Source organism: Zeimonas sediminis (genome assembly GCF_023721795.1).
Taxonomy (GTDB): Bacteria; Pseudomonadota; Gammaproteobacteria; order Burkholderiales; family Burkholderiaceae_E; genus Zeimonas; species Zeimonas sediminis.
This window is the reverse complement of record NZ_JAMQYE010000001.1, coordinates 412661-435070: the sequence shown is the minus strand read 5'-3', so window position 1 is coordinate 435070 and position 22410 is coordinate 412661. Positions and strand designations below refer to the sequence as shown.

Genomic DNA, 22410 nt, shown 5'->3' with positions numbered 1-22410 from the left:
CTCAGGCCCTGCCTTCCGGCGAGAACAGGTCGCGCAGGCCGTCGCCGGCCAGGTTGATCGCGAAGATCAGCAGGGCCAGCGCGGTGCCGGGAATCGCGATGAGCCAGAACGAGAAGAACATGTAGGCCTTGGCCTCGGAGATCATCAGCCCCCAGGACGGCAGCGGCGGCTGCACGCCGAGCCCGAGGAAGGAGAGGGCGGCCTCGAGCAGGATCGCGCTGGCCGCCTCGAGCGTGGCCACGACCACCAGGTGCGGCAGCACGTTGGGCAGGACTTCGCCGAGCAGCACGCGGGGCGTCGAGGCGCCGGCGGCCTGCGCCGCGGCCACGTAGTCGAGCGAGCGGACCTGCTGGGTGGCGCTTCGCATCACGACCGCGAAGCGGTCCCACTTGAGCAGGCCGAGCACCATGATCACGACCCACAGCGAGCCGCCGATCAGCGCCACCGTGGCCAGCGCCACGAGGATGACCGGCATCGAAAGGCGAGTGGTCACCATGAAGGACACGACCATGTCGGTCTTGCCGCCGAAGTAGCCGGCCAGCATGCCCATGGTCGTGCCGATCAGGCCGGAGATCAGCGCGACCGCCACGCCGATCAGCAGCGAGATGCGCGCGCCGTAGAGCAGGCGGGACAGGTAGTCGCGCCCGAGCGGATCGGTGCCCAGCGGATGCGTCCAGGTTCCCTTCTCGTGCCAGATCGGCGGCACGGTGCGGTTGGTCAGGTCCTGGAAGTAGGGATCGTGCGGCGACAGCCAGGGCGCGAAGATCGCCACCAGCAGGATCAGCAGCAGCAGGCCGACCCCGACGGTGACCGCCTTGTTGCGCCAGACCCGCCGCAGCATGCCGGGCCCGGCCACGGAGACCGCGGCGGCGGTGGTCGAGGGCAGGGAAGAGGCCATCGCTCAGGCCACCCTGATGCGCGGGTCGAGCCACGCGTTGGCGATGTCGGAGGCCAGCGTCAGCACCACGTAGATGACCGACAGCAGCAGCACGATCGTCTGCATGACCGGGAAATCCTTGTAGGTGATGCTCTGGTAGGCGAGGTAGCCCAGGCCGTCGAGCGCGAAGATGGTCTCGACGACGACCGAGCCGCCCAGCAGGAAACCGAGCTGAACCGCGGCCAGCGCCACGACAGGCACCACCGCGTTTCGCAGCGCGTGCTTGAAGACCACGACCGACGCGGGCAGGCCCTTGGCGCGCGCGGTGCGGATGTAGTCGGCCTCGAGCACCTCGATCATGCCGGCGCGGATCAGGCGCATGAAGGCCGGCGCCACGTAGTAGCCCAGCGCGATCATCGGCATCACGAAGTGCGCCCAGCTGTCGCTGCCCGACACCGGCAGCCAGCGCAGCGAGATCGAGAACACCATGATCAGCAGCAGCGCGAAGAAGAAGTTCGGCAGCGCCTGGCCCACGACCGCGACCGCCAGGCAGAGCCGGTCGAGCCAGCTGTTGCGGTAGATGGCCGCCAGCACGCCGAGCGGGATCGACACGAACAGCGCGAAGGCCAGCGCCAAAAAGCCGAGCAGCAGCGTGGTCTGCAGCTTGGCGAAGATCAGCGGCGCGGCCGGCGTCTTGAAGTAGATCGAGTCGCCGAAGTCGCCGCGCAGCGACTTGCCCAGCCAGTCGACGTACTGGACCGGCAGCGGCCGGTCGAAGCCGTAGGTCTGGCGGATCAGCTCGATGTCGGCCTGCTGCGCGCCCTCGCCGGCGATCGCGATCGCGGGATCGCCGGACAGGCGCAGCAGCAGGAAGGCGATCATCGACACGGCCAGGGCGACCAGCACGGCCAGCCCCAGCCGCTTCAGGACGTAGGCGAACATCGGCGAGAACCGGTTCGGCGAAGCGCCGTCGTCACTTCCAACTCATCTCCCAGAACCGGACCATCTCGTCGGGATAGGCGGAGAAGGCGAGGTCCTTGGTGGCCACGTAGAACACCGGCAGCGACCACAGCGGCACCGAGTACACGTTGTCGGAGATCCGCTTGAGCGCCTGCTGGTAGGCCTGCTTGCGCACGTTCGGGTCCACCGAGTTGTTGCCCTTGACCAGCAGGTCGCGCACCTCGGGATCGCGGGTGATGTCGTCGGCCTCGAAGGTGAAGTACACCGGCGTGGACGCCGACACGTCGTTGACCGAGAACGAGCCCCAGGTCTGGTGCGACAGCGAGGACTTGCCGGCCCGCACCGCGTCGCGCATCGCCGCGTACTGCGAGAAGGTCAGCTTGGCCTTGATGCCGACCGCCTGCAGGTTGTTGATGATCGCCTCGGTCTGGTTGCGCTCGCGGTAGGCGAAGATCTCGGTCTCGAAGCCGTTCGGGAAGCCGGCCTCGGCCAGCAGCTTCTTGGCCTTGGCCGGGTCGTAGGCGTAGCGCGGCGCGCCCTCGTCGGTGCAGCCGAACTGCGACGGGAAGCACTGGGTGTGCAGCACGCGCGAGCCCGCGCCGACGATGTTCTTGACGATCGACTCGCGGTCGATCGCGTGGGCGATCGCCTGCCGCACGCGCAGGTCCTTGAGCGCCGGGGTCGGCGCGTCGTCCTTCGTGTTCATCTGCAGGAACACGATCCGCATCGTCTCGCCGCTGACCACCTGCAGGTGCGGCACCTGCCTGGCCTGCTCGGCCTGGTCCTTCGGCACGTGCATGATGAAGTCGGCGCCGCCCGACAGCACCTCGGCCATCTGGGTCTGGCGGTCGGGAATGAAGCGGATCTCGACCTTGCCGATCTTCGGCGTGCCCTTGGGCGAATCCTTGAAGTAGTCGGCATTGCGCTCGAGCGTGATCGACTTGCCCGGCGTGTAGGCCGCGACCTTGAACGGCCCGGTGCCGACCGGCTTGGCGTTCATGCCCTTCGGGCCCACCTCGGCGTAGTACTTGGCCGGGTGGATCACGACCGGACCCGCCAGGTACTCGATCGCCGCCGGGAACACCTTCTTCGAGACCACGCGCACCCGGTACTTGTCGAGCTTCTCGGCCTTCTCGATCCAGTTGACGTTCTGCTGCGTGGTGACCTTGTTGTCGCGGTCGGCGACGAAGTTCAGCGTGTAGACGACCGAGTCGGCGTCGAACTCCTCGCCGTTGTGGAACTTGATGCCCTCGCGCAGCTCGAACTCGAGCGTGCGGTCGTCGATCTGCTTCCAGCTCTTTGCGAGGTTGCCGACGTACTCGTTGGTCTTCGGGTTGCGGTAGACCAGGGTGTCCCAGATCTGCGCGCCGAGGATCACGCCGATCCGGACGTTGTTGAAGAACGGGTCGACGCTCTCGGGCGCCTGGTCGGTGGCGAAGCGCAGCGTGTCGTCCTTCTTGCCGGCGAGGGCCGGGCCGGTGGCGGCCAGCAGCGCGGCGAACAGCGAGCCGACTGCGAGCCTGGCGCCCGTGCGGCGCAGAGATTCGAGCTTCATCGTTTCCTCCCTGGAATCCTTGGACCCGGCGCGCTGCGCGGGGCGTTGTACCCGGCGCGCTGCGCGGGGGGCTGTGCCCGCCGCTCTGCACGGGCGAGCCGGGAAGTTAACATGCGCTGCGGTGCCGCGGCAGCCCTGCGCACCCGGCCGGGGCACCGCCATTTCGAAACCCGCTTGCCACCGCGCCCGCGCCCCCCGAGGGTGCGATCGGAGCCAGACCCGATGTCCATCGAAGTCGTCGAACTGCAGTCCGGGAGCGATCCCGGTGCGTCGGTCATCGTCATGCACGGCCTCGGTGCCGACGGCAACGATTTCGTGCCGGTCTGCGAGGCGCTGGACCTGTCCGCGGCGGGGCCGGTGCGCTTCGTCTTGCCGCATGCGCCCGTGCGGCCGGTCACGATCAACGGCGGCTACCGGATGCGCGCCTGGTACGACATCCTGAACCTCGGCGCCGACCGGCGCGAGGACGAGGACGGGCTGCGCGAATCCCAGGCGATCGTCGAATCGCTGATCCGCAACGAGATGGCGCGCGGCATCGACGCTTCGCGCATCGTGCTGATGGGCTTCTCGCAGGGTTGCGCGATGGCGCTGATGGCGGGCCTGCGCTTCGACGAGCGGCTCGCCGGGATCGCAGGACTGTCGGGCTACCTGCCGCTGGCCGATTCGCTCCCCGAGGAGTGCAGCGAGGCCAACTCGGGCCTGCCGATCTTCCTGGCCCACGGCACGCACGACCCGATCGTGACGATCGACCGCGCGCACGCGACGCGCGAGATCCTTCGCGCGCTGGACCATCCGGTCGAATGGCACGAATATCCGATGGAGCACGAGGTCTGCGCCGAAGAGGTCGGCGACCTGAACCACTGGCTGCTGGAGGTCCTGCAATGAGCACCTTGACGAAACTGGCGCTGGGAATGCTCGGCCAGCTCGGGCCGCGGCCCGCTCCCGACGACGCGGCGCCGGTGATCGAACTGCCGGAGCCGGAGCGTGCCGGCGGCCTGCCGCTGATGGAGGCGCTGGCGAAGCGCCAGTCGCAACGGGAGTTCCGCCCCGATCCCTTGCCGCCGCAGACCCTGTCCGGGCTGCTCTGGGCGGGCTTCGGCGTCAATCGTCCCGAGCTGGGCGGGCGCACCGCGCCGAGCGCGCTGAACGCGCAGGAGATCGACCTGTACGCCGCGATGGCCGACGGCCTGTACCTGTACGAGGCCGTGGCGCACCGGCTGCGCCGGGTGGCGGCCAGCGACGTCCGCCGGGTCACCGGCTACCAGGATTTCGTGGACGAGGCGCCGCTGGACCTGGTGCTGGTGGCCGACCACGCCCGGATGAAGATGGTGCCCGCGTCGAAGCGCGAAGCCTATGCGTCGGTCGCGGCCGGCGCGATCGCGCAGAACCTGTACCTGTACTGCGCGTCGGCCGGACTGGCCACCGTGACCCGCGCCTGGTTCGATCGCGGCGCGCTGGGGCGGGCGATGGCGCTCGGCCCCGACCAGCAGATCGTGCTCACGCAGACGGTCGGCCTGCCGAAGGCCTGATCGCGCCGGCCGGCCAGTGATCGCCCGGGCCGGCCAGGCCCGGCGCCGGCCGGCGGCGCGCAGGGCCCTGCCGCCTCTCAGGCGCCCGGGTTCGGGAAGCGCGCCTGGATCGCCTCGATCTCCTTCAGGGTCTCGGCGTCGAGCTCGAACTGCGCGGCCGCGATGTCCTCGCGAAGCTGGGCCATCGTCGTCGCGCCGATGATCGACGAGCCCAGGTGCCAGCGGCTCTTCACGTAGCCGAGCGCGAGCTGGACCATCGTGATGCCCCGCTGCTCCGCGAGCTGCGCGTAGGCGGCGATCGCCTCGACCACCTGCGGCTTGCGGAAGCGCTGGCCCAGCGTGTCGAACAGCGCAAAGCGCGTGTTCGGCGGCAGCGCGCCGTTCAGGTACTTGCCCGACAGCATGCCGCCGGCCAGCGGGCTGTAGGCGAGCAGCGACATCCTCTCGCGGAACAGCGCCTCGGCCAGGTCGCCGTCGACGTTGCGCGAGACCAGGCTGTAGCTGTTCTGGAGCGTGACCGGACCGGGCACGCCGAGTTCCTTCGCGACCCGGTGGAACTCGCACACGCCCCAGGTGGTCTCGTTGGACAGCCCGTAGTGGCGGATCTTGCCGGCCTCGATCATCGCCGCCATGCCCTCGACCTGCTCGCGAATCGACGGGCCGTCGCGCTCCTTCGAGGGATCGAACTCGACCGCCCCGAACATCGGCACGTTCCGCTGCGGCCAGTGGATCTGGTAGATGTCGATGTAGTCGATCCGCAGCCGCTCGAGGCTCAGGTCGACCGCCTCGGCGATGTTGGCCGGCGTGACGTCGGTGCGGCCGTTGCGGATCCAGTCGCGCCGCCCCGGGCCGGCGATCTTGGTGGCGATGACCAGGTCGCCGCGCGGACGGCGGCCCAGCCAGCTGCCCAGGAAGGTCTCGGTGCGGCCCTGCGTGGTCGCGTTGGGCGGCACCGGGTACATCTCGGCGGTGTCGATGAAGTTGATGCCCTGCGAGATCGCGTAGTCGAGCTGCTCGTGGGCCTCGGCCTCGGAATTCTGCTGGCCCCAGGTCATCGTGCCGAGGCAGACCTCGGAGACCTTCAGGTTCGTGCTGGGCAGGGTGCGGTATTTCATCGCGTGTCGGCCGGAGTCTCTTGAAAGGCGAAAGCCTAATCGAAATCGCCGGTCCGGGCCGCCGGCGGCGCGCCGAAACCGGCATGGGCGGGGCTTGACGCGCCGCAAGCCTGCCGCGCGCGCGCGCTGCTAAGTTTTCCCGGTCCCGGTACGCCCGCGCAGGAGGTGACGACATGCCCGCCAGGATCGTTCTTTTCGACGAGGATGCCCATTCGAAGATCGTGCGCGGCGTGACCACGCTGTCCGACGCGGTCAAGGTAACGCTGGGCCCGAAGGCCCGCACCGTGGTGCTCGAGAACAGCTTCGGCCCGCCGACGATCATCAACTCCGGCGTGATCGTGGCCCGCGAGATCGAGCTCGAGGACCCGTTCGAGAACATGGGCGCCCAGATGGTGCGCCAGGTGGCCGCCCGGACCTCCGAGATCGCCGGCGACGGCACGACGACCGCCACGATCCTCGCCCGCGGCATCGTGCTGGAGGGCATGAAGCATGTGGCCGCCGGCCTGAACCCGATGGACCTCAAGCGCGGCGTCGACCTGGCGGTCGATGCGGTGATCGCCGAGCTCAAGCGGCTGGCGAAACCCTGCGAGACCCAGACCGAGATCGCCCAGGTCGGCACGATCTCGGCCAACAACGACGCGTCGATCGGGGCGCTGATCGCGGACGCGATGGAGAAGGTCGGCAAGGACGGGGTGATCACCGTGGAGGACGGCTCGGGCCTGGCCAGCGAGCTCGAGGTCGTCGAGGGCATGCAGTTCGACCGCGGCTACCTGTCGCCTTACTTCATCAACGTGGCCGACAAGCAGCGGGTGGTGCTCGAGGACCCGTACATCCTGCTGTTCGACCGGAAGATCAGCGGCATCCACGAGATGCTGCCGGTCCTGGAGCAGGTGGCCAAGTCGGGGCGCCCGCTGCTGGTCGTGGCCGAGGAGGTCGAGGGCGAGGCGCTGGCCACGCTGGTCGTCAACGCGCTGCGCGGCATCCTGAAGGCCTGCGCGGTGCGCGCGCCGGGCTTCGGCGACCGGCGCAAGGCGATGCTCGAGGACATCGCGGTGCTGACCGGCGGCAAGGTGATCGCCGAGGAGGCCGGCCTGTCCCTCGAGAAGGCGCAGCTCGACGACCTGGGCCGCGCCAAGCGGGTCGAGATCGACAAGGACGACACGACGATCATCGGCGGCACCGGCGATGCGGCCGCGATCGAGGCGCGGATCGCCACGATCCGGCAGGCGGTCAAGGAAGCGACCAGCGACTACGACAAGGAGAGCCTGCAGGCCCGCGCGGCCAAGCTGGCCGGCGGCGTGGCGGTGGTCAAGGTCGGCGCGGCCACCGAGATGGAGATGAAGGAGCGCAAGTCGCGGGTCGAGGACGCGCTGCACGCCACGCACGCGGCGGTCGAGGAGGGCATCCTGCCGGGGGGCGGCATCGCGCTGATCCGCGCCCGCTCGGCGCTCGACGAACTGCGCGGCGAGAACCTCGACCAGGACGCCGGCATCCGCATCGTGGCCCGCGCGCTCGAGGATCCGCTGCGGCAGATCGTCGAGAACGCCGGCGTCGAGGCCTCGGTCGTGGTGAACCGGGTGGCAGGCGAATCGGGCAACTTCGGCTACAACGCGGCGAAGGACGTGTACGGCGACATGGTCGAGATGGGCGTGCTCGATCCGTGCAAGGTCACCCGGACCGCGCTGCAGAACGCCGCGTCGATCTCTGGGCTGATCCTGACCACGGCCTGCATGGTGGCACGCAAGCCGCAGCCGCCCGGCACGGGGCAGATGCCGATGGGCGCGCCAGAGATGTAGGGCGGGCCGGGGGCGCCGCGCGGGCGCGGAAACGCGCGCACGGCCGCGCACGAGCGGGAATGCGAGCAACCGGAACGAGGAGAGAATCGAATGAGCCCGGACAACGAGGATCGGCCCAAGGCGGAGTCGCCCGGCGAGCGGGCGCTGCGCCTGCACCCGTTCTACGGCGGCAAGATCCAGCAGCTGCCCAAGGTGCCTATCGGCGGCGCGGCGGATTTCTCGGTCTGGTACAGCCCCGGCGTCGCCGAGCCGTGCCGGGCGATCCAGCGAGACCCCGAGCAGGTCTGGGCGCACACCAACCGCGGCAACACGATCGCGGTGGTCTCCGACGGCAGCCGCGTGCTGGGCCTGGGCAACATCGGGCCCGAGGCGGGGCTGCCGGTCATGGAGGGCAAGGCGCTGCTGTTCAAGTACCTCGGCGGCGTCGACGCGGTCGCGCTGTGCCTGCGCCCGCGCGACGACGACGAGTTCGTTCGGGCGGTGCGGATGCTCGAGCCCTCGTTCGGCGCGATCAACCTCGAGGACATCGCCCAGCCGCGCTGCTTCCGGATCCTCGACGCGCTGCGCGGCTCGATGGACATCCCGGTCTGGCACGACGACCAGCAGGGCACCGCGGTGGTCGTGCTGGCCGGCCTGCTGAATGCGCTCGAGGTCGTCGGCAAGCGGCTCGACCAGGTCCGGATCGCGATGGTCGGCATCGGCGCGGCCAACAACGCCAGCTACCGGCTGCTGAAGGCGGTCGGCGTCGACCCGGGCCGGATCGTGGCCTGCGACACCGGCGGCACGCTGCACCGCGGTCGGGCCGATATTGCCGCCAGGCCGGTCGAGCTCGCCAAGAAGTGGGGCATCTGCCTCGAATCGAATGCGGAGGGAGTGCAGGGCGGCATCGCCGAGGCGCTGCGCGGCGCCGACGTCTGCCTGGCCTTCTCGACGCCGGGGCCTGGCACGATCGCGCCCGAGTGGGTGCGCGGCATGGCGCGCGACGCGATCGTGTTCGCCTGCGCGAACCCGGTGCCAGAGATCTGGCCCGACGCGGCCCGCGAAGCCGGCGCGCGGGTCGTGGCCACCGGCCGCGGCGACTTCCCGAATCAGGTGAACAACTCGCTTTGCTTTCCGGCGATCTTCCGCGGCGTGCTCGACGTGCGCGCCCGCACGATCAGCGACGCGATGGCGATCGCCGCGGCCCGCGAGCTGGCAGCCTTCGCGCGCGAGCGCGGCATCTCGGAGACCGACATCGTGCCGAAGATGAGCGAGTGGGCGGTCTATCCCCGGGTGGCCGCGGCGACGGGCATGGCTGCCCAGGGGGAAGGCGTGGCGCGACTTTCCGCGACCCGCGACGCGCTGATCGACCACGCGACGCGGGTGATCGGCGACGCCCGGCGGGCCACCGAGGCGCTGATGCGCGAAGGGATCATCGCGGCGCCTCCGAAATGAGCGCCCGCACGACCGCCTGCAGCCGGCGCCAGTGCGAGCCGGGCCAGTAGACCCGTCCGCAACCGGTGCAGAACGTGAAGGCGTCGTGGGTCGCCGCGACGTCGGGCGGCAGGCGCTCGAGCACTTCCTGCCGCGTGGCCGACCGCAGCGGCGCGTTGCACTCGAGGCAGCGGCTGAACGGCCGGGCGAGCGGAGCGAGCCCGAAATGCCGGATCACCTCCTTCGCCTGCTCGTCGGTGCGCTGCGCGCGGACGTAGCGGCCGCGCAGCACCTTGCGGTGCTTGAGCAGCTCGCGATCGCGGCTGAGCAGCACGCGGCCGTCGCCGTCGACCCGCTCGGCCAGCATCTCGTCGGGCGCGTCGTCGGCCAGCAGCGTGTCGAAGCCGAGCAGGCGCAGGCGGCGGGCCAGGCCGCCCAGGTGCGCGTCGGCCAGGAAGGCCGGGCGTTCGGCAGGCTGGGCGCGCGCCCCGGCCGGCTCCAGCGGCGCCTCGGCCGACTCCGGGGGCCCGTCGGCAGGCTCGACGGCAGGAGCGGGGTGCACGTCGATCGTGTCGCCCGGTTCCACGCGGCGATCGAGTGGGGCCGGCGCCCCGTGCACGAGCACCGTTCCGACCTCGGTGTGCGGCACCCCGAAGGCCTCGATCGCGTGCTTCAGCGTCGCGTTCTCGGCGCTGCGGAACTCGCAGGGCCGGTTGCGGGCGCGGCGGGGAACCAGGTCGTTGAGCTCGCCGTGGAAGCGGATCCGGGTCATCGGCTTACGATAAGTCGCGCCGATCGCCCCGGCGTTGACCGCTCTCAAGCCGCCGAACCGGCCCGCGTGCGAGCATTCGCGCATCGTCGGCACTCCGCCGGCCTCGACCGGACGTGCGTCGGCCGCCCCCTCGGCCGTTCATGCACCGGCCGCCCCCATTTTCCGAGGAAGATCCGCCATGCGAGCCCGAAGCAGCACCGTTGCCGATTACTGCGTCCGCGAGGTCGTCACCGTCGACCGCGACATGCCGATCGTGGACTGCGCAAAACTGATGCACGACGCCCACGTCGGCAGCCTGGTCGTCATCGAGATGAAGAACGGCCGCAAGGTGCCGGTCGGCATGCTGACCGACCGCGACATCGCGATCGAGGTCGTCGCGTTCGAGACCGCGCCCGACGCGCTGACCGCCGGCGACATCATGAGCGGCGACCCGGCGACCGCCACCGAGACCGAAGACCTGCTGGCGGTGCTCGCCACGATGCGCGAGCGCGGTGTGCGCCGCCTGCCGGTCGTGGGGGCCGACGGCGCGCTGTGCGGCATCGTGTCCGCCGACAACCTGTGGGAAGTGCTGGCCGAGGAGGTCGACGGCCTGGTGCGGGTGATCAAGGCCGAACAGACGCGCGAGCGGGCCACGCGCGGCGCCAACGCAGGCTGAGCCCGGGCGCGCGCCATCGCGGCGCGCGGACGCTCGAGCGCCGGCGCGCTCAGGGCGGCGCCGGGCGCTCCCAGATCAGGGTCCCGTTCCGGAACACCTGCCTGACCCGGTGAAAGGGCACGTGGTGGACCTCGCCCTCGTCGTCCACCACGTCGAAGGCGAAGTGGTCCTGCGGGTCGATCGTCGCCTCGCGCAGCGGCACGGTCACGATCCGTTCCTGGACCCGGTCCCAGTAGCCGAGCGTGAAGTCGGCGCTGCCGAATGCCGGGTCCCAGCGGATCCGGGAAAGCAGTTCGTGGATCGGCATCATCGCGAGCCCGCCTCGGCAACCGTCACGCTGACGCGCCCCGGCCCTTGCTCGACGACGAAGCGCACCGGCAGGAAGCGCTCGATCAGCCAGATCGCGGTGCGGGCGTGGCTGCTGAGCGCGCGGGCCGTGAATCGCCCGCCCGGGCCTGCGAGCGCCATCCAGACGAGCAACTGGTCGGCGGCGTGGACGTCGAGCCCGGCGCCGCTGGTCAGGTCGGCGCGCAGCTCGGCCGCCGCCTCGGCGCCGAGCCGCTCGGCCGGCACGCCGCGCAGCGCGACCCGGCCGGCGCCCAGAACCGACCGCGCCGTGCGGGCGGTCAGCACGACCGCGCCGCCGGAACCCCAGGCCGCGTCGGGGCCCAGCGCGTCCACCCGCAGCGAGGGCTCGGGCAGTCCGGCGAGTCCGTCGGCTGCCGCGCTGGCCATCCGCTGCGCGATATGCCCGGGCAGGTTGCCGACGTGCGACCGGATCGCGATGGCCTCGATCGGCCCCGGGTCGGACAGGTCCTGCGCGAGAAGGGCGGAGGGCGCGATCTCGCAGGCGACTTCGCCGTTGCCGAGCGGGTAGTAGCCGCGCCGTGGGCAGTCGAGCTTCGCTCGCAGTCCCAGTCTCTCGAGCAACGGCAGCAGCACCAGGCCCAGGTAGTCGAAGGGCGGGGCATCGCGGACGTCGGTGCCGCCGACGACCCTCACCCTGGCGCGCCCGGGCCCGCAGGCCATCACCGGCATCAGCGCCTGCAGCACCAGCGTGACGCTGCCTGCGGTGCCGATCTCGAACACGTGCTCGCCGGCACGCAACGCGCCCGGATCGAAGTCGATTCGCTGCGAGCCCGGCTCCAGCCCCTCGACCCGAGCCCCGCACAGCGCTGCCACGGCCCGGACTGCCGCGAGGTGCTGCGGCGCCATCCCCGGCTTCGGACGACCGGCCCGGATCCGGCCCAGGCGCAGCCTGCGGCCGGTGATCGCCGACAGCGCGACCGCGGTGCGAAGCAGCTGGCCGCCGCCTTCGCCGGTGGCGCCGTCGAGTTCCAGAGGACCGGTCACCGGACGGCGGCGCGCCCCATCGGCAGGCTGGCGCCGCCCACCACGGCGCGCGGGTCCCGCGGGCGCCAGCTGCCGCGCTCGACGCTGGCGAGGAACCTGGCCACCGCGTCGTTGAAGGCCGCGGGCTCCTCCAGGTTCACCGCGTGGCCGGTGCCGGGCAGCATCAGCAGGTTCGCGCTGCGCATCGTGCGCTTGAGGAACAGGTTCGCGTCGAGACAGGGCTCGTCCTCGTCACCGACGATCAGCAGCGTGGGGATCGCGCAGGCGGCCAGCTCGGCCTCCAGGTCGTACAGCGAGGGCCGCAAGGCCTGGTAGTTGCGCAGCGTGAGCGCCGAGCCGAGCGCCGAGTGCTCGGCGAGCTGGGCGATCGCCTCGGCCCAGCCGAGCGGGTCCTTGTTGCGCAACTGGATCCGGGTGGCGCTCATGCCCATCTCGGGCGCGACGGCGGCGCTGCCCTCGTCCAGGAAGCGCTGCGCGGCCGCCCGCGACTGCTCGGCGAAGGCCGCGCGCTGCTCGCGCGGCGCGCCAGAACCGACCCCGGCGGCCACCAGCGCCGTGGCGCGTTGCGGATGCCGCAGGCCGAAGTGCAGCGTGGCGAAAGCGCCCATGCTCAGGCCGACGATGTGCGCGCGCTCGATGGCCAGCGCGTCCAGCACCGCGGCGATGTCGTCGGCCGCGTGCGCCTGGCCGTAGGCCGAGTCCGCCTCGGGCACGTCCGAAGGCGGATAGCCGCGCGCGTTGAAGCGGATGCAGCGGTAGTCGCGCGAGAACTGGCGGACCTGCTGCTCCCAGCTTCGCAGGTCGCCGCCGAACTCGTGGACGAACACGATCGGCCGGCCGGCCCCGGTCTCTTCGTACCAGATCCGGGCGCCGTCGGAAGGGGCGTAGGGCATGAAGTCTCCTGTCGGCGGGGAAGGGCGTCAGGCCCGGTCCCCCATGATGTAGTGCTGGAGCTGGTCGATCACGAACTGCTGCTCCGAGATGATGTCCTTGACCAGGTCGCCGATCGAGATCATCCCGGCCAGCCTGCCGCCGTCGATGACCGGCAGGTGGCGCAGCCTGTTCTCGGTCATCAGCGCCATGCACTGCTCGTTGGTGTGCGCGGGGCTCACGCAGATGACCTGCGAGGTCATGATCTCGCGGACCGCGGTGTCCTTCGACGAGCGCCCCTTCAGGATCACCTTGCGGGCGTAGTCGCGCTCGGTGACGATGCCGGCGATCCGGCCGCCTTCCTCGCAGACGAGCAGCGCCCCGACGCTCTCGCTGGCCATCTTCGTGATCGCGTCCAGCACGGAGTCGCCGGGCCCGATCGTGTGCACCGTATTGTCAGGCTTGGCCTTCAGGATCGTGGATACCGGTTTCATGGCGGGCTCCTTCGCGCGGGGCGCACGTGTCGATCAGGGGATCTTCCCGCTTTTCGGGCCCGCGCGCGATATGCTCGCGCGATCGCCACAGTCCGGAATCAGGAGATCGAGCCGATGGACATCGAAGCCTTCAAGCGCCAGCTGCTGGCCGACGGCTACCTGGAGATCGTCGAGAAGACGATGGAGCCGAACCTGGTGATCGACATGCACAGCCATCCGTACGACGTGCGGGCGCTGGTGCTGGCCGGCACCGCCAGGATCGCCTGCAGCGGCGAGCCCGAGCGCGAGTACGGCCCGGGCGACGTGCTGGAGGTGGCTGCCGGGCGGCAGCACGTCGAGCGCTACGGTCCCGACGGCTACACCTTCCTGGTGGGCCGGCGGCACCCCGGCTGAGCCGGCCTAAGATCGGCGCCGGAAGCCCATCCGGCGCCGCGGGCTCGGGCCATCGGCTTCGCCGGAAGCCGATGACGCTGGGCCGTTGGCAGGCCTACCTGGCCAGGACCGCGCCGACCAGGGGGCGCTTCTCCAGCGTCCACTGGTGCAGCGAGCCGTCGTAGAGCTTGGTCTGCGTGTTCCCGAGCACCTCGCTCATCAGGAACCAGAAGCCGCTGGCCTGGTGGCCGGTGTTGCAGTACGTGACCGTGGGCTCCGTGGTCGAGATGCCGAGCTCCTTGAAAAGGTTGCGATAGGTCTGCGCGTCCATATAGAACGAGGCCGGTCCCGAGGCCCTGGAAAGCAGCTCCTGGGGCGCGAGCTTCGCGTTCGCGACGTGGCCGAAATGCGTGACCGCGCCGCTCTTGTTCAGCCCGTAGTACTGAGCGATCGGGCGGGCATCGACCAGTTGCGACTTCCCTTGTTCGGAAGCGGCCGCGACCTCCTCGCTGGTCGCCAGGATCTCCCTGCGCTCCGCGCTGGCCGTCCAGTTGCCCGGCTTCGGCTCATCGATCGTCGTGCTGACCGGCCTCTCCGCCGCGAGCCAGCCGACCGAGCCGCCGTTGAGGATCGCGACATTGTCCTCGCCGTAGTACTTGAACTGCCAGTAGAGGCGGGCGGCCTCGTTCAGGTCGGCCACGCTCTCGCCGAGCGACACGATCACGATCGCATCGCCCTTGTTCACGCCCCAGGATTGCGCGAGCCTCTCCCATTCCGCCTTCGGGGGCAGCATGTAGCGGACCTTCTGGCCGTCGACCGTGACGTCGACGCGGATCTTCGAGCCGTCGACCCAGGCCGAGCCCGGGATGTGCCCGCCCACCTCCGAGAGGACCTTCTTGCCGGTCTTCTTGTTCACCACGTACTCGGGCGCGACCGTGAAGCTTTCGCGATCCGGGCGCATCTCGAGGACCTTCACCTTGTCGACGTTCTCGGCGAGCCAGGACACATCGACCAAGGGGCCGGGAAGGGGGGCGGCCATCGCGCCGAAGGCGCTGAGGGCGACGGCCGCGGCCGCGCCGATCTTGCGTATCCAGGATTTCATGTCGGGATTCCTCATCTGAACGAGTTGACGGGATTCGATCGAACGGGCCGGCCGCTCAGACCAAGCCGAGCGCAGCCAGACGCTGCTGCAGGCCTGCCGGTCGTTCGCTCAGGACGTCGAGCGAACGATCGGACCAGACGGCCTCGATCGGCTCGCGCGAAAGTCGCGTGGCGAGCCGGGCATCTCGGGCGCGAAGCATGCCCTCGAGGTCGGTGGCGAACAGGCCCACCATCGCGGTCAGCCAGCGCGCGACCGGCGCGAGCCGGCCGGGGGTCGACACACGGAAGTCCTTCAGCGCGGCGATCGCCTTGTCGGCCGGCCGCCAGCGCTCGCCGGTCACCCAGCCGTTGGTCGAGAACCAGCGCTGCGGCTGGCCTCGCGCGTCGAGCGACAGCGCGGCCAGGTGCATGAAATCGCCAGGCGCGTCGCCGTCGACGAACAGGTGGAAGTGACCGTGCTCGGCCTGGTTCCACCGATGCGCGTCGTGCGCGTGATAGTAGAAGCGGGTCCGATGGAGCGCGTCCACGACGTCGTTGCGCGGGTGATGCGCGAATTCGTCGAACCGGCGGGCGCCGGCCAGCGCGGCCCACGCGAGGCTGCTGCCCGCCTTCGCGTACCGCAGCGGCACCTCGAGGGCCGTCCGCGCCCAGCCGGCCGGACCGGCGTTCAGTTCTTCTTCGGCGCGCACGGATTGCCCGGCCCGCAGGGGTTGTCCGAGCCCTTCTTCTTCTTTTTCTTGCCCGGGCCACAGGGGTTTGCCGGCCCGCACGGGTTGGCGGCCTTGCCGGAAGCGGCTTCGCGCTCCTGGGCCTGGGTGCGGGCCTTTTCCTGGGCCTGCGTCTGGGTCTGGGTCTGGGTCTGGGTCTGGCTCTGCGCCTGCGCCTGCGCCATCGCGGCCGGGGCGGGCGCGACCATGGCCGCCGCCACGGTCAGGGCCGAAAGCGCCTGCGCGAGGCCCTGCCTCGAGGATTTCCTGCTCATGAGTGACACTCCCTGGAGTAATTAAAGAAATCAGGCACGGTCGCTGACGTCGGCCGGGCCGGCTCCGGCGACCGCCTCGTCGGCCGCGACCGGTCCGCGGCTGCGCCGCTCGAACCAACTGCCGAAATGGAACACCGCCACCAGCGCGACCGCCATGATCGCGATCAGCAACCAGTCGGGAATGCCCCAGGCATCGCTGAAGGTGTCGCCGGTCTGGACCTCGCCCATGGCCATGATCGCCTCGATCGCCGGGCCGTAGAGCCCCGCGAACACGAATGTGCCGAGCACCAGGCCGACGATGAACACCAGCGCGTCGATCCGTCCGGAAAACATCCCGACGACCGAGGTGCCGGGGCAGTAGCCGCCCACCGCGAAGCCGGCGCCGACCAGCGCGCCGCCGATCGCCGACGCGACCAGCAGCGAGGTGGGCACGTAGACCGCGTCGGCCTCCATCAGGCCGGCGACTCGCATCAGCCACAGGCCGGTGGCTGCGACGACGATCGCGGTGAACATCACCTTGAGCACCGACCAGTCGCTCAGCCGGAACTGCGCGGTCAGCTTGCAGGGACTGCCGAAGCCCGAGTTCTCGAGCACGAAGCCGAACAGGGCACCGCACACCAGCGCGGAGATCGCGCCCGCATCGTAGAAAGGAAACATCTCAGACTCCCCTGACCAGGCGGCTGACGACCAGGCCGAACACGAAGAAGGTACCGAGGAACACGAAGGCGGCGATGCCCAGCGTGGCCGCGCCCGACAGCCCGAGCCCGCTGGTGCAGCCGGCCGCGACCCGTGCCCCGAAGCCCGACAGCAGGCCGCCGACCAGGGCGGTGACGACGCGCTTGCCGGTGCCGACGCTGCGCGCGCCGTCGAACTGGATCCGCAGCCGTCCGCCCAGGAAGGCGGCGACCAGCGCGCCGATCGCCACGCCGACCACCTGCCAGCTGATCCAGGAGGAGAGGGGGTTACCGCCCTCGGTCATCGGGCCGAGGTACTCGTTGGCCGTGGTCGCGGCCGGCGCGACCTCCATGCCCAGCCAGGCGGCGAGGCGCGTGGACGCCCCTGTGGCGCCGAGACCGTGGCCGGTCAAAACGAAAGTGAGCAGCAGCACCAGGCCGAGGGCCACGCCTGCGGCAAAGGGCGGCCAGAACGGCTTGACGGGCCGGTGGCCCGAGGACGGAACGGCGTACGACATCGGAACTCCTGGCTTCATATACTCCTTAGAGTATACAGAAGCGAAGTTCGCGATGACAAGGTCCGCGGAGGCTGCCGAATCCAGAACCGGGCGGACCCGGGCACTCTCCGCCCTTGAACCCCGGCGATGCCATGCCTGGCGCCGCGCGGCGTGACCCGGGGCCGCGGGAGCGCTTCGTGACCGTGGGGTGAGGCGGAACTCCCGAGACTGCGGTGCCTGTCGACGGCCTGGGGTGGGCCGCGATTCCGATCAAGGCATCCTTGCCCGAGCCATCCGTGTGCCCGAGCGTGAAACCGGTCCGCCCCCCGCCTAGGACGGCATCCAGGAGGGCGCCATCGAGGCGATCGGCTCGCGTGTCGCCCCGATCGGCGCGGGAAGGGGCCTCAGGCGCCCTTCGGCGCGCCTCGCCGGTCGATCCGCTCGAACCCCTCCACCTGCGCCCACGCATCGGAAGGCTGACCGACCGTGCCCGAACCGCCCGCAGACATGCGGTGCTCGCGCAGCACCGCGATCTCGAGGCCGACTTCCTCCGGGAAGCCACGCCGCGCGGAGCGATCGCTGAAAACCAGCGAGTCGAGGTATCGCACGCATCGGGCCGCATCGGGCCACAACTGGGCGATGCGGTTGGTGATCCGCGCGAAATCGCGAACGAGGGCGATCGGCCGGACGTGGTCCGGGAGATCGGCGCGCCAGCGCAGGGCGACCTCGGAGAGCACGAGTTCCGACGGGTCCTCGGGCGCGCGCATCTTCGCGGGATTCTCGACCGATCGGCGGGGCTCGACGACGAAGCGATCGAGCGCATCGCGCGCCTCGTCGACACTCACGGGTACGAATTGAAGGCCTTCGGGATTCACGGACGACTCCGACTGCCGCTGCGAGGCCTGGAACGATGGCCTCCGTTCGAAGCGACACCAGAACGGTTATATCCGGACCGCGAGGCAGGGGGCCAAGCATCGGTCGACGAGCGGCGCCAGCCGGGCGACGATCCGGCACTGGGGCGTGCTCAATTGCTGATTTGACATAATATACATTATGCGCAATTCAGGCCTGCATCAGCTCCAGGCCGAGGAATCGCACCCCGGCCACCGGATTGAACACGTACGGATCGATCGGCGCGAAACCCATGCTCTCGTACAGCCTGGCCGCGGCGACCATGCTCGGCAATGTGTCGAGGCAGATCTGCCGGTACCCGGCCGCGCGCGCTTCCGCGCAGACCCGCTCGACAAGCTGCCGCCCCAGCCCGCCCCGGGCGCCCGGCCGCACGTAGAGCCGCTTCATCTCGCAGCGCGAGGCGTCGATCGGCCGCATGGCCACGCAGCCGACGGCCTCGCGGCCGGACCAGGCCAGCAGCACGCAACCGGCCGGCCTCGCGTACTTGCCGGGGAGCCCGGCCAGTTCCTCGTCGAAGCCCTGGAAGCACAGATCGACGCCCAGACCTTCGGCGTATTCGGTGAACAGCGCGCGAACCGTGGCGGCGTCCGGCGGAAACTCCGCGGCCCGGATCGCGGCTTCCGGCCTCATCGCAGCCCCGATCCCGTCGCCAGCGCCGCCGGCCCGCACGGCGCAGCAGCCAACACCGCCCCTTGCGGCGAATACTGTTTTTTCGTACAGTCTTTCTCAGCAAAGGAGACAGACATGAACCGACTCGTCGATTTCGTCCGCGGCCTGATCACCGACGCCAATCTGGCCACTGCCCCCGAGCCCGCCTGGTCGACCGACTTCTCCTCGTCCGGCCTTCGATCGCTCGACCACCCGACCTACCTGCGCCGCGGCCTGGTCATCGCCGGGCTTCCCGCAGGCAATCCGCCTCGCGGCCGCGAACCACGCGCAGGCCTTCGAGGCTGCCCCGCGTCTCGGTGACCACCGTGTGTTGCCGCTCGGCGTGCTCGTCGTCGTAGAAGTAGATGACGACCCAGTCGTGGGTCTTGTGCAGATCGTGCGCGCGCGCCGTGTTCGAGTACATCACCGTGAAATGCCAGCCCTCGCGGTTGGCGTGCATGATCGGCAACCAGGCCTCGCCGGAGGGATTAAACCGCTTCGGCGCGATCTTCGGCAGCTTGCCGGCGGCCGCCTTTTCCCGGTAGTCGCGATCGACGTCCAGCAGCAGGCGCACCGGCGGCTCTTCGCTGGCGGGCACTGGCCGGGCACGGCGTCGCGCGCCGCGCCGCCGGTCCAGGATCGCCGACACCGAATCGCAGATCGCCTGAGCGCGGCGTTCGCCCACGCCCGGCACCTGCTCCAGCCTGCCGTCCTTGCAGGCGAGTTCCAGCGCCTCAAGCGTGTCCACGTGCAGGGTGTCGTGGATCGCGTGCGCCAGCTCGCTGCCCACGCCGGGAACCTGCTCGAAGACCGCCGCCGCGTCGATGCTGCCGCGCAGGCGTTCCAGCTGGGACCATGACCCGGTAATCAGGATCTCGGCGATCGCCGCCGCGAGCCCCTCCCCGATCGCAGGCAGCGCGTCGAGCCCTTCGGGCCCCCGGGCTTCGAAGATGCCCGCCACGGGCTCCGACAGCGATTCGATCGTGTCGGCGCCGCGAATATAGGCGGCGACGCGGAAAGGATTGGCGTGCTGCGACTCGAGCAGCTGCGCCATCTCGCGCAACTGCGCGGCCACCTCCGCATTGGTCGGCGCCCCGGGGCGTGCAATCGGCTCTGACATGCGCTCAGCCTAACAGCGCCTGCGCGCCGGACCTTGGCCGCGCGCAAGCCCGGTGCGGTGCCGGCCGCCGCCGGGCGCGCGGTTCGTCAGCCAGACTTGCGCTTGCCGTCGACCGAGAAGGCGCCGGCGCCCCAGCCCACCAGGAACAGCAGGCCGCCGACGATCGCCATGTTCTTCTTGAAGAGCAAGGACTGCACCATCTGCTGCTCGACCGGGAAGCTCCAGTAGGCGTGGAAGTACAGGGAAGCCACGACGGTGAACACCGCGAGGATGGCCGCGGCGATCCGGGTCTGCCAGCCGATCAGCACGGCCAACCCGCACAGCAGCTCGACGGCGATCGCCACCGCGACCCCCAGGCTGGGCATCGGCAGGCCGGCCTTGGTCGCGAAGGCGACCGTGCCCGCGTAGCCGAAGAGCTTGGTCCAGCCATAGGGAATGAAGAAGGCCCCGATCAGGAAGCGACCAAGCAGGGGGGCGAAATTCTTGACTGCGTCCATGTTCCGGCTCCTCGTTGGTGATGTTTGTTATGTCCCGAGATCATAGACAGTTTTCGCTGTACTGATAGTCCGAGGATGCGACTCGACGGGTCCCAATGACAAGTCGGTCGGCCGGCCGCGATCCGTGCGCGGAGGCCGCCGGGACTAGAATCGCCGGATGGATCCGCTCGCCGGTTTCGCCGCCATCTCCGCCTCGTCGCCGTTGCTCGCCGCGGCGCTGGCCGCCACCGTCGGCGGCTTCCTCGCCACCACCGCGGGCGCCCTGCCCGCCCTGTTCGTCGGCCGGCTCTCCGAGCGCGCCGCCAACGCGATGCTCGCCTTCGCGGCCGGCGTGATGCTCGCCGCGACCGTCTTCTCGCTGTTGCTGCCGGGCCTGGAGCTGGCCGAACCGCTGTTCGGCGGCCCGAAGTCCGGCGCCGGGGCCGTCGTGGCGGCGATGATGGCCGGCGGCCTCGCGATGTTCGGCCTGCACCGGATGCTGCCCCACGAGCACTTCGAGAAGGGCCACGAGGGCCCGGGCCGCTCGCGGCTCGCGCGAGTGTGGCTCTTCGTCATGGCGATCGCCCTGCACAACTTCCCCGAGGGCCTGTCGATGGGCGTGGGCGCCGCGAGCGGCGACGAGCGAATCGGGCTGGGCGTGACGCTCGGCATCGGCCTGCAGAACCTGCCCGAGGGACTGGCGGTGGCGATGTCGCTCGCCGGCCTCGGCTATTCGCGCCTGCAGGCGCTCGGCGTGGCGGCGCTGACCGGCCTGGTCGAGATCGCCGGCGCGCTGGCCGGCGCGGGCCTGCTGTCGATCTCGCAGGCGCTGCTGCCGCTCGCGCTGGCCTTCGCCGGCGGCACGATGCTGTTCGTGATCAGCGACGAGGTGATTCCCGAGACCCACCGGGCCGGCTTCGGCGATTCGGCCACCGCGGCGCTGTTCGTCGGCTTCGGGCTGATGTTCTTCCTCGACGTCGCGCTGGCCTGAGCCTGCGCCGCCCTACTCGTGCCGCAGCGCCTCGATCGGCTGCAGCCGCGAGGCCTTCCGGGCCGGCCAGAAGCCGAAGAAGATCCCGATCGCGGCGGCGAAGCCCACGGCCAGCGCGATCGCGTCCACGCCCAGCAGCGTGCGCCAGCCGACGAACTCGGCCACCGCGATCGCCGCGGCCGTCCCGAGCAGCGTGCCGAGCAGCCCGCCGATGACCGACAGCGTGGTCGCCTCCACCAGGAACTGCAGCAGGATGTCGCGCGCCCGCGCGCCGACCGCCCGGCGCAGGCCGATCTCGCGGGTGCGCTCGGTCACGCTGACCAGCATGATGTTCATGATGCCGATGCCGCCGACCAGCAGGCTGACGCCGGCCACCGCCGCGAGCAGCCAGGACAGCGTGCGGCTCGCCGCCTCGCGGGTCTCGGCGATCTCGGTCAGGTTGCGCATCGAGAAGTCGTCGTCCTGCCCCGGCTGCAGGCGGTGGCGCTGGCGCAGCAGCGCCCGCGTGCCCTCCATGACGCCGGGCAGCGCCTCGGCGCTGGCCGCCTTGATGCTGATCGAGCCGACCCGCTTGAGCCGCCCGGTCGGCTGGCCCTGCACCCGGTTGCGCATCGTCGAGATCGGCACCATCACGACGTCGTCCTGGTCGTTGCCCCAGGCGCTCTGGCCCTTCGGCGCAAGCACGCCGATCACGGTCACCGGCACCCGGCCGATCCGCATCTGGCGATCGATCGGGTCCGCGTCGCCGAACAGCTCGCGGGCCACCGTGCTGCCGATGATCGCCACCTTGCCCGAGCCGCTCAGCTCGCCGGGCTCGAAGGCCCTGCCCGCGGCCAGGTACCAGTCGCGCGCCTCCAGGTAATCGTTGGTGATGCCGTGGACGCTGGACTGCCAGTTGGTGTTGCCGACGATGATCTGCTGGTTCGCCCTGACCAGCGGCGCCGCCACCTGCACGCCTGCCACCTCGCGGGCGATCGCGGCCGCGTCGTCCTCCGACAGCGTGGGCGCGGTGCTCGCGCCGAGCCGGATCCCGCCGCTGCTGGCCGACGACGGCCAGACCACGATCACGTTGGAGCCCAGCCCGCTAAGCTGCTCGGCGACGCTCTGCTGCGCCCCGCGGCCGATCGCGATCATCGCGATCACCGCGGCCACGCCGATCACGATGCCCAGCATGGTGAGCGCCGAGCGCAGCTTGTTCGTGGCCAGCGCCTTCAGCGCGATCGCCAGCGTTCCGAGGAATCCCATCGC

At 70.5% G+C, this 22410-nt stretch carries 26 protein-coding genes; 7 read left to right on the top strand and 19 right to left on the bottom strand.

Translation table 11 applies throughout. The features are described 5' to 3' along the window. Window position 1: 1 nt before the first annotated feature. Genes M6I34_RS02035 through M6I34_RS02025 form a run of 3 tightly spaced genes read right to left on the bottom strand, consistent with a single transcriptional unit; the run spans window position 2 to window position 3392 of the window. Window positions 2-898, bottom strand: a complete 897-nt coding sequence (locus M6I34_RS02035; protein ID WP_418953422.1) for an ABC transporter permease — start codon at window positions 896-898, stop codon at window positions 2-4. 3 nt (window positions 899-901) lie between these two features. Further along, entirely contained in the window at window positions 902-1819 is a 918-nt protein-coding gene (locus tag M6I34_RS02030) for an ABC transporter permease (protein WP_272484053.1), read from the bottom strand. Window positions 1820-1850: 31 nt separating this feature from the next. Further along, on the bottom strand, window positions 1851-3392 hold the full coding sequence (locus tag M6I34_RS02025; RefSeq protein WP_272484052.1) for an ABC transporter substrate-binding protein: 1542 nt from the start codon (window positions 3390-3392) through the stop codon (window positions 1851-1853). Window positions 3393-3614: 222 nt separating this feature from the next. On the opposite strand from M6I34_RS02025, the gene M6I34_RS02020 reads away from it, so the two are divergent. Both M6I34_RS02020 and M6I34_RS02015 read left to right on the top strand, forming a co-directional pair. Continuing rightward, a complete protein-coding gene (locus M6I34_RS02020; protein ID WP_272484051.1) occupies window positions 3615-4277 on the top strand; it encodes an alpha/beta hydrolase in 663 nt (220 codons plus the stop codon). After that, on the top strand, window positions 4274-4921 hold the full coding sequence (locus M6I34_RS02015; protein ID WP_272484050.1) for a SagB/ThcOx family dehydrogenase: 648 nt from the start codon (window positions 4274-4276) through the stop codon (window positions 4919-4921). Before M6I34_RS02020 ends, M6I34_RS02015 begins: the two co-directional genes overlap by 4 nt. Before the next feature lie 77 nt (window positions 4922-4998). On the opposite strand, the gene M6I34_RS02010 is transcribed toward M6I34_RS02015, so the two are convergent. Continuing rightward, window positions 4999-6036 (bottom strand): aldo/keto reductase, encoded by a 1038-nt coding sequence (locus M6I34_RS02010; RefSeq protein ID WP_272484049.1) that lies wholly within the window; start codon window positions 6034-6036, stop codon window positions 4999-5001. Between the two features lie 173 nt (window positions 6037-6209). Between M6I34_RS02010 and groL the strand changes: the two genes are divergently transcribed. Together groL and M6I34_RS02000 are read left to right on the top strand one after the other, a co-directional pair. Next, window positions 6210-7832, top strand: a complete 1623-nt coding sequence (gene groL, locus M6I34_RS02005; protein ID WP_272484048.1) for a chaperonin GroEL — start codon at window positions 6210-6212, stop codon at window positions 7830-7832. A gap of 90 nt (window positions 7833-7922) precedes the next feature. Continuing rightward, window positions 7923-9266, top strand: a complete 1344-nt coding sequence (locus tag M6I34_RS02000; protein WP_272484047.1) for an NAD(P)-dependent malic enzyme — start codon at window positions 7923-7925, stop codon at window positions 9264-9266. On the opposite strand, the gene M6I34_RS01995 is transcribed toward M6I34_RS02000, so the two are convergent. After that, window positions 9244-10101 carry a Mut7-C RNAse domain-containing protein gene (locus M6I34_RS01995; RefSeq protein ID WP_272484046.1) on the bottom strand — a complete coding sequence of 286 codons (858 nt, stop codon included), beginning with the start codon at window positions 10099-10101 and terminating at the stop codon, window positions 9244-9246. The two genes, M6I34_RS02000 and M6I34_RS01995, sit on opposite strands and share 23 nt — an antisense overlap. A 94-nt stretch (window positions 10102-10195) precedes the next feature. Between M6I34_RS01995 and M6I34_RS01990 the strand changes: the two genes are divergently transcribed. Next, a complete protein-coding gene (locus tag M6I34_RS01990; protein ID WP_272484045.1) occupies window positions 10196-10672 on the top strand; it encodes a CBS domain-containing protein in 477 nt (158 codons plus the stop codon). Between the two features lie 49 nt (window positions 10673-10721). Here the strand turns inward: M6I34_RS01990 and M6I34_RS01985 are convergent, their stop codons facing one another. The 4 genes from M6I34_RS01985 to M6I34_RS01970 are packed head-to-tail and all read right to left on the bottom strand — an operon-like array spanning window position 10722 to window position 13389. Further along, the gene (locus M6I34_RS01985; protein ID WP_272484044.1) at window positions 10722-10982 is read right to left on the bottom strand and encodes a DUF504 domain-containing protein; all 261 of its coding nucleotides are present in this window, start codon (window positions 10980-10982) and stop codon (window positions 10722-10724) included. Continuing rightward, window positions 10979-12025 carry an RNA 3'-terminal phosphate cyclase gene (gene rtcA, locus M6I34_RS01980; RefSeq protein ID WP_272484043.1) on the bottom strand — a complete coding sequence of 349 codons (1047 nt, stop codon included), beginning with the start codon at window positions 12023-12025 and terminating at the stop codon, window positions 10979-10981. The genes M6I34_RS01985 and rtcA overlap by 4 nt, the downstream gene beginning before the upstream one ends. Then, window positions 12022-12918, bottom strand: coding sequence for an alpha/beta fold hydrolase (locus M6I34_RS01975; RefSeq protein ID WP_272484042.1), 897 nt, complete (start codon window positions 12916-12918; stop codon window positions 12022-12024). Before M6I34_RS01975 ends, rtcA begins: the two co-directional genes overlap by 4 nt. A 27-nt stretch (window positions 12919-12945) precedes the next feature. Beyond that, window positions 12946-13389, bottom strand: coding sequence for a CBS domain-containing protein (locus tag M6I34_RS01970; protein WP_272484041.1), 444 nt, complete (start codon window positions 13387-13389; stop codon window positions 12946-12948). A 114-nt stretch (window positions 13390-13503) separates the two neighbouring features. Between M6I34_RS01970 and M6I34_RS01965 the strand changes: the two genes are divergently transcribed. Beyond that, on the top strand, window positions 13504-13782 hold the full coding sequence (locus M6I34_RS01965) for a cupin domain-containing protein (protein WP_272484040.1): 279 nt from the start codon (window positions 13504-13506) through the stop codon (window positions 13780-13782). Between the two features lie 94 nt (window positions 13783-13876). Here M6I34_RS01965 and M6I34_RS01960 read toward each other — a convergent pair whose 3' ends face one another. From M6I34_RS01960 to M6I34_RS01920, 9 genes are all read right to left on the bottom strand, one after another. Continuing rightward, window positions 13877-14863 (bottom strand): sulfurtransferase, encoded by a 987-nt coding sequence (locus M6I34_RS01960; RefSeq protein WP_272484039.1) that lies wholly within the window; start codon window positions 14861-14863, stop codon window positions 13877-13879. Between the two features lie 55 nt (window positions 14864-14918). Beyond that, window positions 14919-15551, bottom strand: a complete 633-nt coding sequence (locus M6I34_RS01955; RefSeq protein ID WP_272484038.1) for a DUF6969 family protein — start codon at window positions 15549-15551, stop codon at window positions 14919-14921. Further along, complete coding sequence (locus M6I34_RS01950) at window positions 15530-15844, bottom strand: hypothetical protein (protein ID WP_272484037.1); 315 nt, start codon at window positions 15842-15844, stop codon at window positions 15530-15532. The genes M6I34_RS01955 and M6I34_RS01950 overlap by 22 nt, the downstream gene beginning before the upstream one ends. Window positions 15845-15874: 30 nt before the next feature. Beyond that, window positions 15875-16501: a DUF6691 family protein gene (locus M6I34_RS01945; protein WP_272484036.1), complete on the bottom strand. Its 627-nt coding sequence runs from the start codon at window positions 16499-16501 to the stop codon at window positions 15875-15877. A gap of 1 nt (window position 16502) precedes the next feature. After that, window positions 16503-17036 carry a YeeE/YedE thiosulfate transporter family protein gene (locus tag M6I34_RS01940; RefSeq protein ID WP_272484035.1) on the bottom strand — a complete coding sequence of 178 codons (534 nt, stop codon included), beginning with the start codon at window positions 17034-17036 and terminating at the stop codon, window positions 16503-16505. 383 nt (window positions 17037-17419) lie between these two features. Next, window positions 17420-17890, bottom strand: a complete 471-nt coding sequence (locus tag M6I34_RS01935) for a hypothetical protein (RefSeq protein WP_272484034.1) — start codon at window positions 17888-17890, stop codon at window positions 17420-17422. Between the two features lie 187 nt (window positions 17891-18077). Continuing rightward, complete coding sequence (locus M6I34_RS01930; protein WP_272484033.1) at window positions 18078-18557, bottom strand: GNAT family N-acetyltransferase; 480 nt, start codon at window positions 18555-18557, stop codon at window positions 18078-18080. Window positions 18558-18813: 256 nt separating this feature from the next. Continuing rightward, window positions 18814-19695 (bottom strand): helix-hairpin-helix domain-containing protein, encoded by an 882-nt coding sequence (locus tag M6I34_RS01925; RefSeq protein ID WP_272484032.1) that lies wholly within the window; start codon window positions 19693-19695, stop codon window positions 18814-18816. Between the two features lie 86 nt (window positions 19696-19781). After that, on the bottom strand, window positions 19782-20192 hold the full coding sequence (locus M6I34_RS01920) for a DoxX family protein (RefSeq protein ID WP_272484031.1): 411 nt from the start codon (window positions 20190-20192) through the stop codon (window positions 19782-19784). A gap of 157 nt (window positions 20193-20349) precedes the next feature. On the opposite strand from M6I34_RS01920, the gene M6I34_RS01915 reads away from it, so the two are divergent. Beyond that, window positions 20350-21162, top strand: a complete 813-nt coding sequence (locus M6I34_RS01915; protein WP_272484030.1) for a ZIP family metal transporter — start codon at window positions 20350-20352, stop codon at window positions 21160-21162. Window positions 21163-21174: 12 nt separating this feature from the next. Here the strand turns inward: M6I34_RS01915 and M6I34_RS01910 are convergent, their stop codons facing one another. Then, entirely contained in the window at window positions 21175-22407 is a 1233-nt protein-coding gene (locus M6I34_RS01910) for an ABC transporter permease (RefSeq protein WP_272484029.1), read from the bottom strand. Window positions 22408-22410: the final 3 nt, after the last annotated feature.

What these genes read in the sequence shown, in the direction of transcription:
- M6I34_RS02035 (WP_418953422.1), bottom strand. Translation starts at nt 898, where the DNA reads ATGGCCTCTTCCCTGCCCTCGACCACCGCCGCCGCGGTCTCCGTGGCC.
- M6I34_RS02030 (WP_272484053.1), bottom strand. Translation starts at nt 1,819, where the DNA reads ATGTTCGCCTACGTCCTGAAGCGGCTGGGGCTGGCCGTGCTGGTCGCC.
- M6I34_RS02025 (WP_272484052.1), bottom strand. Translation starts at nt 3,392, where the DNA reads ATGAAGCTCGAATCTCTGCGCCGCACGGGCGCCAGGCTCGCAGTCGGC.
- M6I34_RS02020 (WP_272484051.1), top strand. Translation starts at nt 3,615, where the DNA reads ATGTCCATCGAAGTCGTCGAACTGCAGTCCGGGAGCGATCCCGGTGCG.
- M6I34_RS02015 (WP_272484050.1), top strand. Translation starts at nt 4,274, where the DNA reads ATGAGCACCTTGACGAAACTGGCGCTGGGAATGCTCGGCCAGCTCGGG.
- M6I34_RS02010 (WP_272484049.1), bottom strand. Translation starts at nt 6,036, where the DNA reads ATGAAATACCGCACCCTGCCCAGCACGAACCTGAAGGTCTCCGAGGTC.
- groL (WP_272484048.1), top strand. Translation starts at nt 6,210, where the DNA reads ATGCCCGCCAGGATCGTTCTTTTCGACGAGGATGCCCATTCGAAGATC.
- M6I34_RS02000 (WP_272484047.1), top strand. Translation starts at nt 7,923, where the DNA reads ATGAGCCCGGACAACGAGGATCGGCCCAAGGCGGAGTCGCCCGGCGAG.
- M6I34_RS01995 (WP_272484046.1), bottom strand. Translation starts at nt 10,101, where the DNA reads ATGCGCGAATGCTCGCACGCGGGCCGGTTCGGCGGCTTGAGAGCGGTC.
- M6I34_RS01990 (WP_272484045.1), top strand. Translation starts at nt 10,196, where the DNA reads ATGCGAGCCCGAAGCAGCACCGTTGCCGATTACTGCGTCCGCGAGGTC.
- M6I34_RS01985 (WP_272484044.1), bottom strand. Translation starts at nt 10,982, where the DNA reads ATGATGCCGATCCACGAACTGCTTTCCCGGATCCGCTGGGACCCGGCA.
- M6I34_RS01975 (WP_272484042.1), bottom strand. Translation starts at nt 12,918, where the DNA reads ATGCCCTACGCCCCTTCCGACGGCGCCCGGATCTGGTACGAAGAGACC.
- M6I34_RS01970 (WP_272484041.1), bottom strand. Translation starts at nt 13,389, where the DNA reads ATGAAACCGGTATCCACGATCCTGAAGGCCAAGCCTGACAATACGGTG.
- M6I34_RS01965 (WP_272484040.1), top strand. Translation starts at nt 13,504, where the DNA reads ATGGACATCGAAGCCTTCAAGCGCCAGCTGCTGGCCGACGGCTACCTG.
- M6I34_RS01960 (WP_272484039.1), bottom strand. Translation starts at nt 14,863, where the DNA reads ATGAAATCCTGGATACGCAAGATCGGCGCGGCCGCGGCCGTCGCCCTC.
- M6I34_RS01950 (WP_272484037.1), bottom strand. Translation starts at nt 15,844, where the DNA reads ATGAGCAGGAAATCCTCGAGGCAGGGCCTCGCGCAGGCGCTTTCGGCC.
- M6I34_RS01945 (WP_272484036.1), bottom strand. Translation starts at nt 16,501, where the DNA reads ATGTTTCCTTTCTACGATGCGGGCGCGATCTCCGCGCTGGTGTGCGGT.
- M6I34_RS01940 (WP_272484035.1), bottom strand. Translation starts at nt 17,036, where the DNA reads ATGTCGTACGCCGTTCCGTCCTCGGGCCACCGGCCCGTCAAGCCGTTC.
- M6I34_RS01930 (WP_272484033.1), bottom strand. Translation starts at nt 18,557, where the DNA reads ATGAGGCCGGAAGCCGCGATCCGGGCCGCGGAGTTTCCGCCGGACGCC.
- M6I34_RS01925 (WP_272484032.1), bottom strand. Translation starts at nt 19,695, where the DNA reads ATGTCAGAGCCGATTGCACGCCCCGGGGCGCCGACCAATGCGGAGGTG.
- M6I34_RS01920 (WP_272484031.1), bottom strand. Translation starts at nt 20,192, where the DNA reads ATGGACGCAGTCAAGAATTTCGCCCCCCTGCTTGGTCGCTTCCTGATC.
- M6I34_RS01915 (WP_272484030.1), top strand. Translation starts at nt 20,350, where the DNA reads ATGGATCCGCTCGCCGGTTTCGCCGCCATCTCCGCCTCGTCGCCGTTG.
- M6I34_RS01910 (WP_272484029.1), bottom strand. Translation starts at nt 22,407, where the DNA reads ATGGGATTCCTCGGAACGCTGGCGATCGCGCTGAAGGCGCTGGCCACG.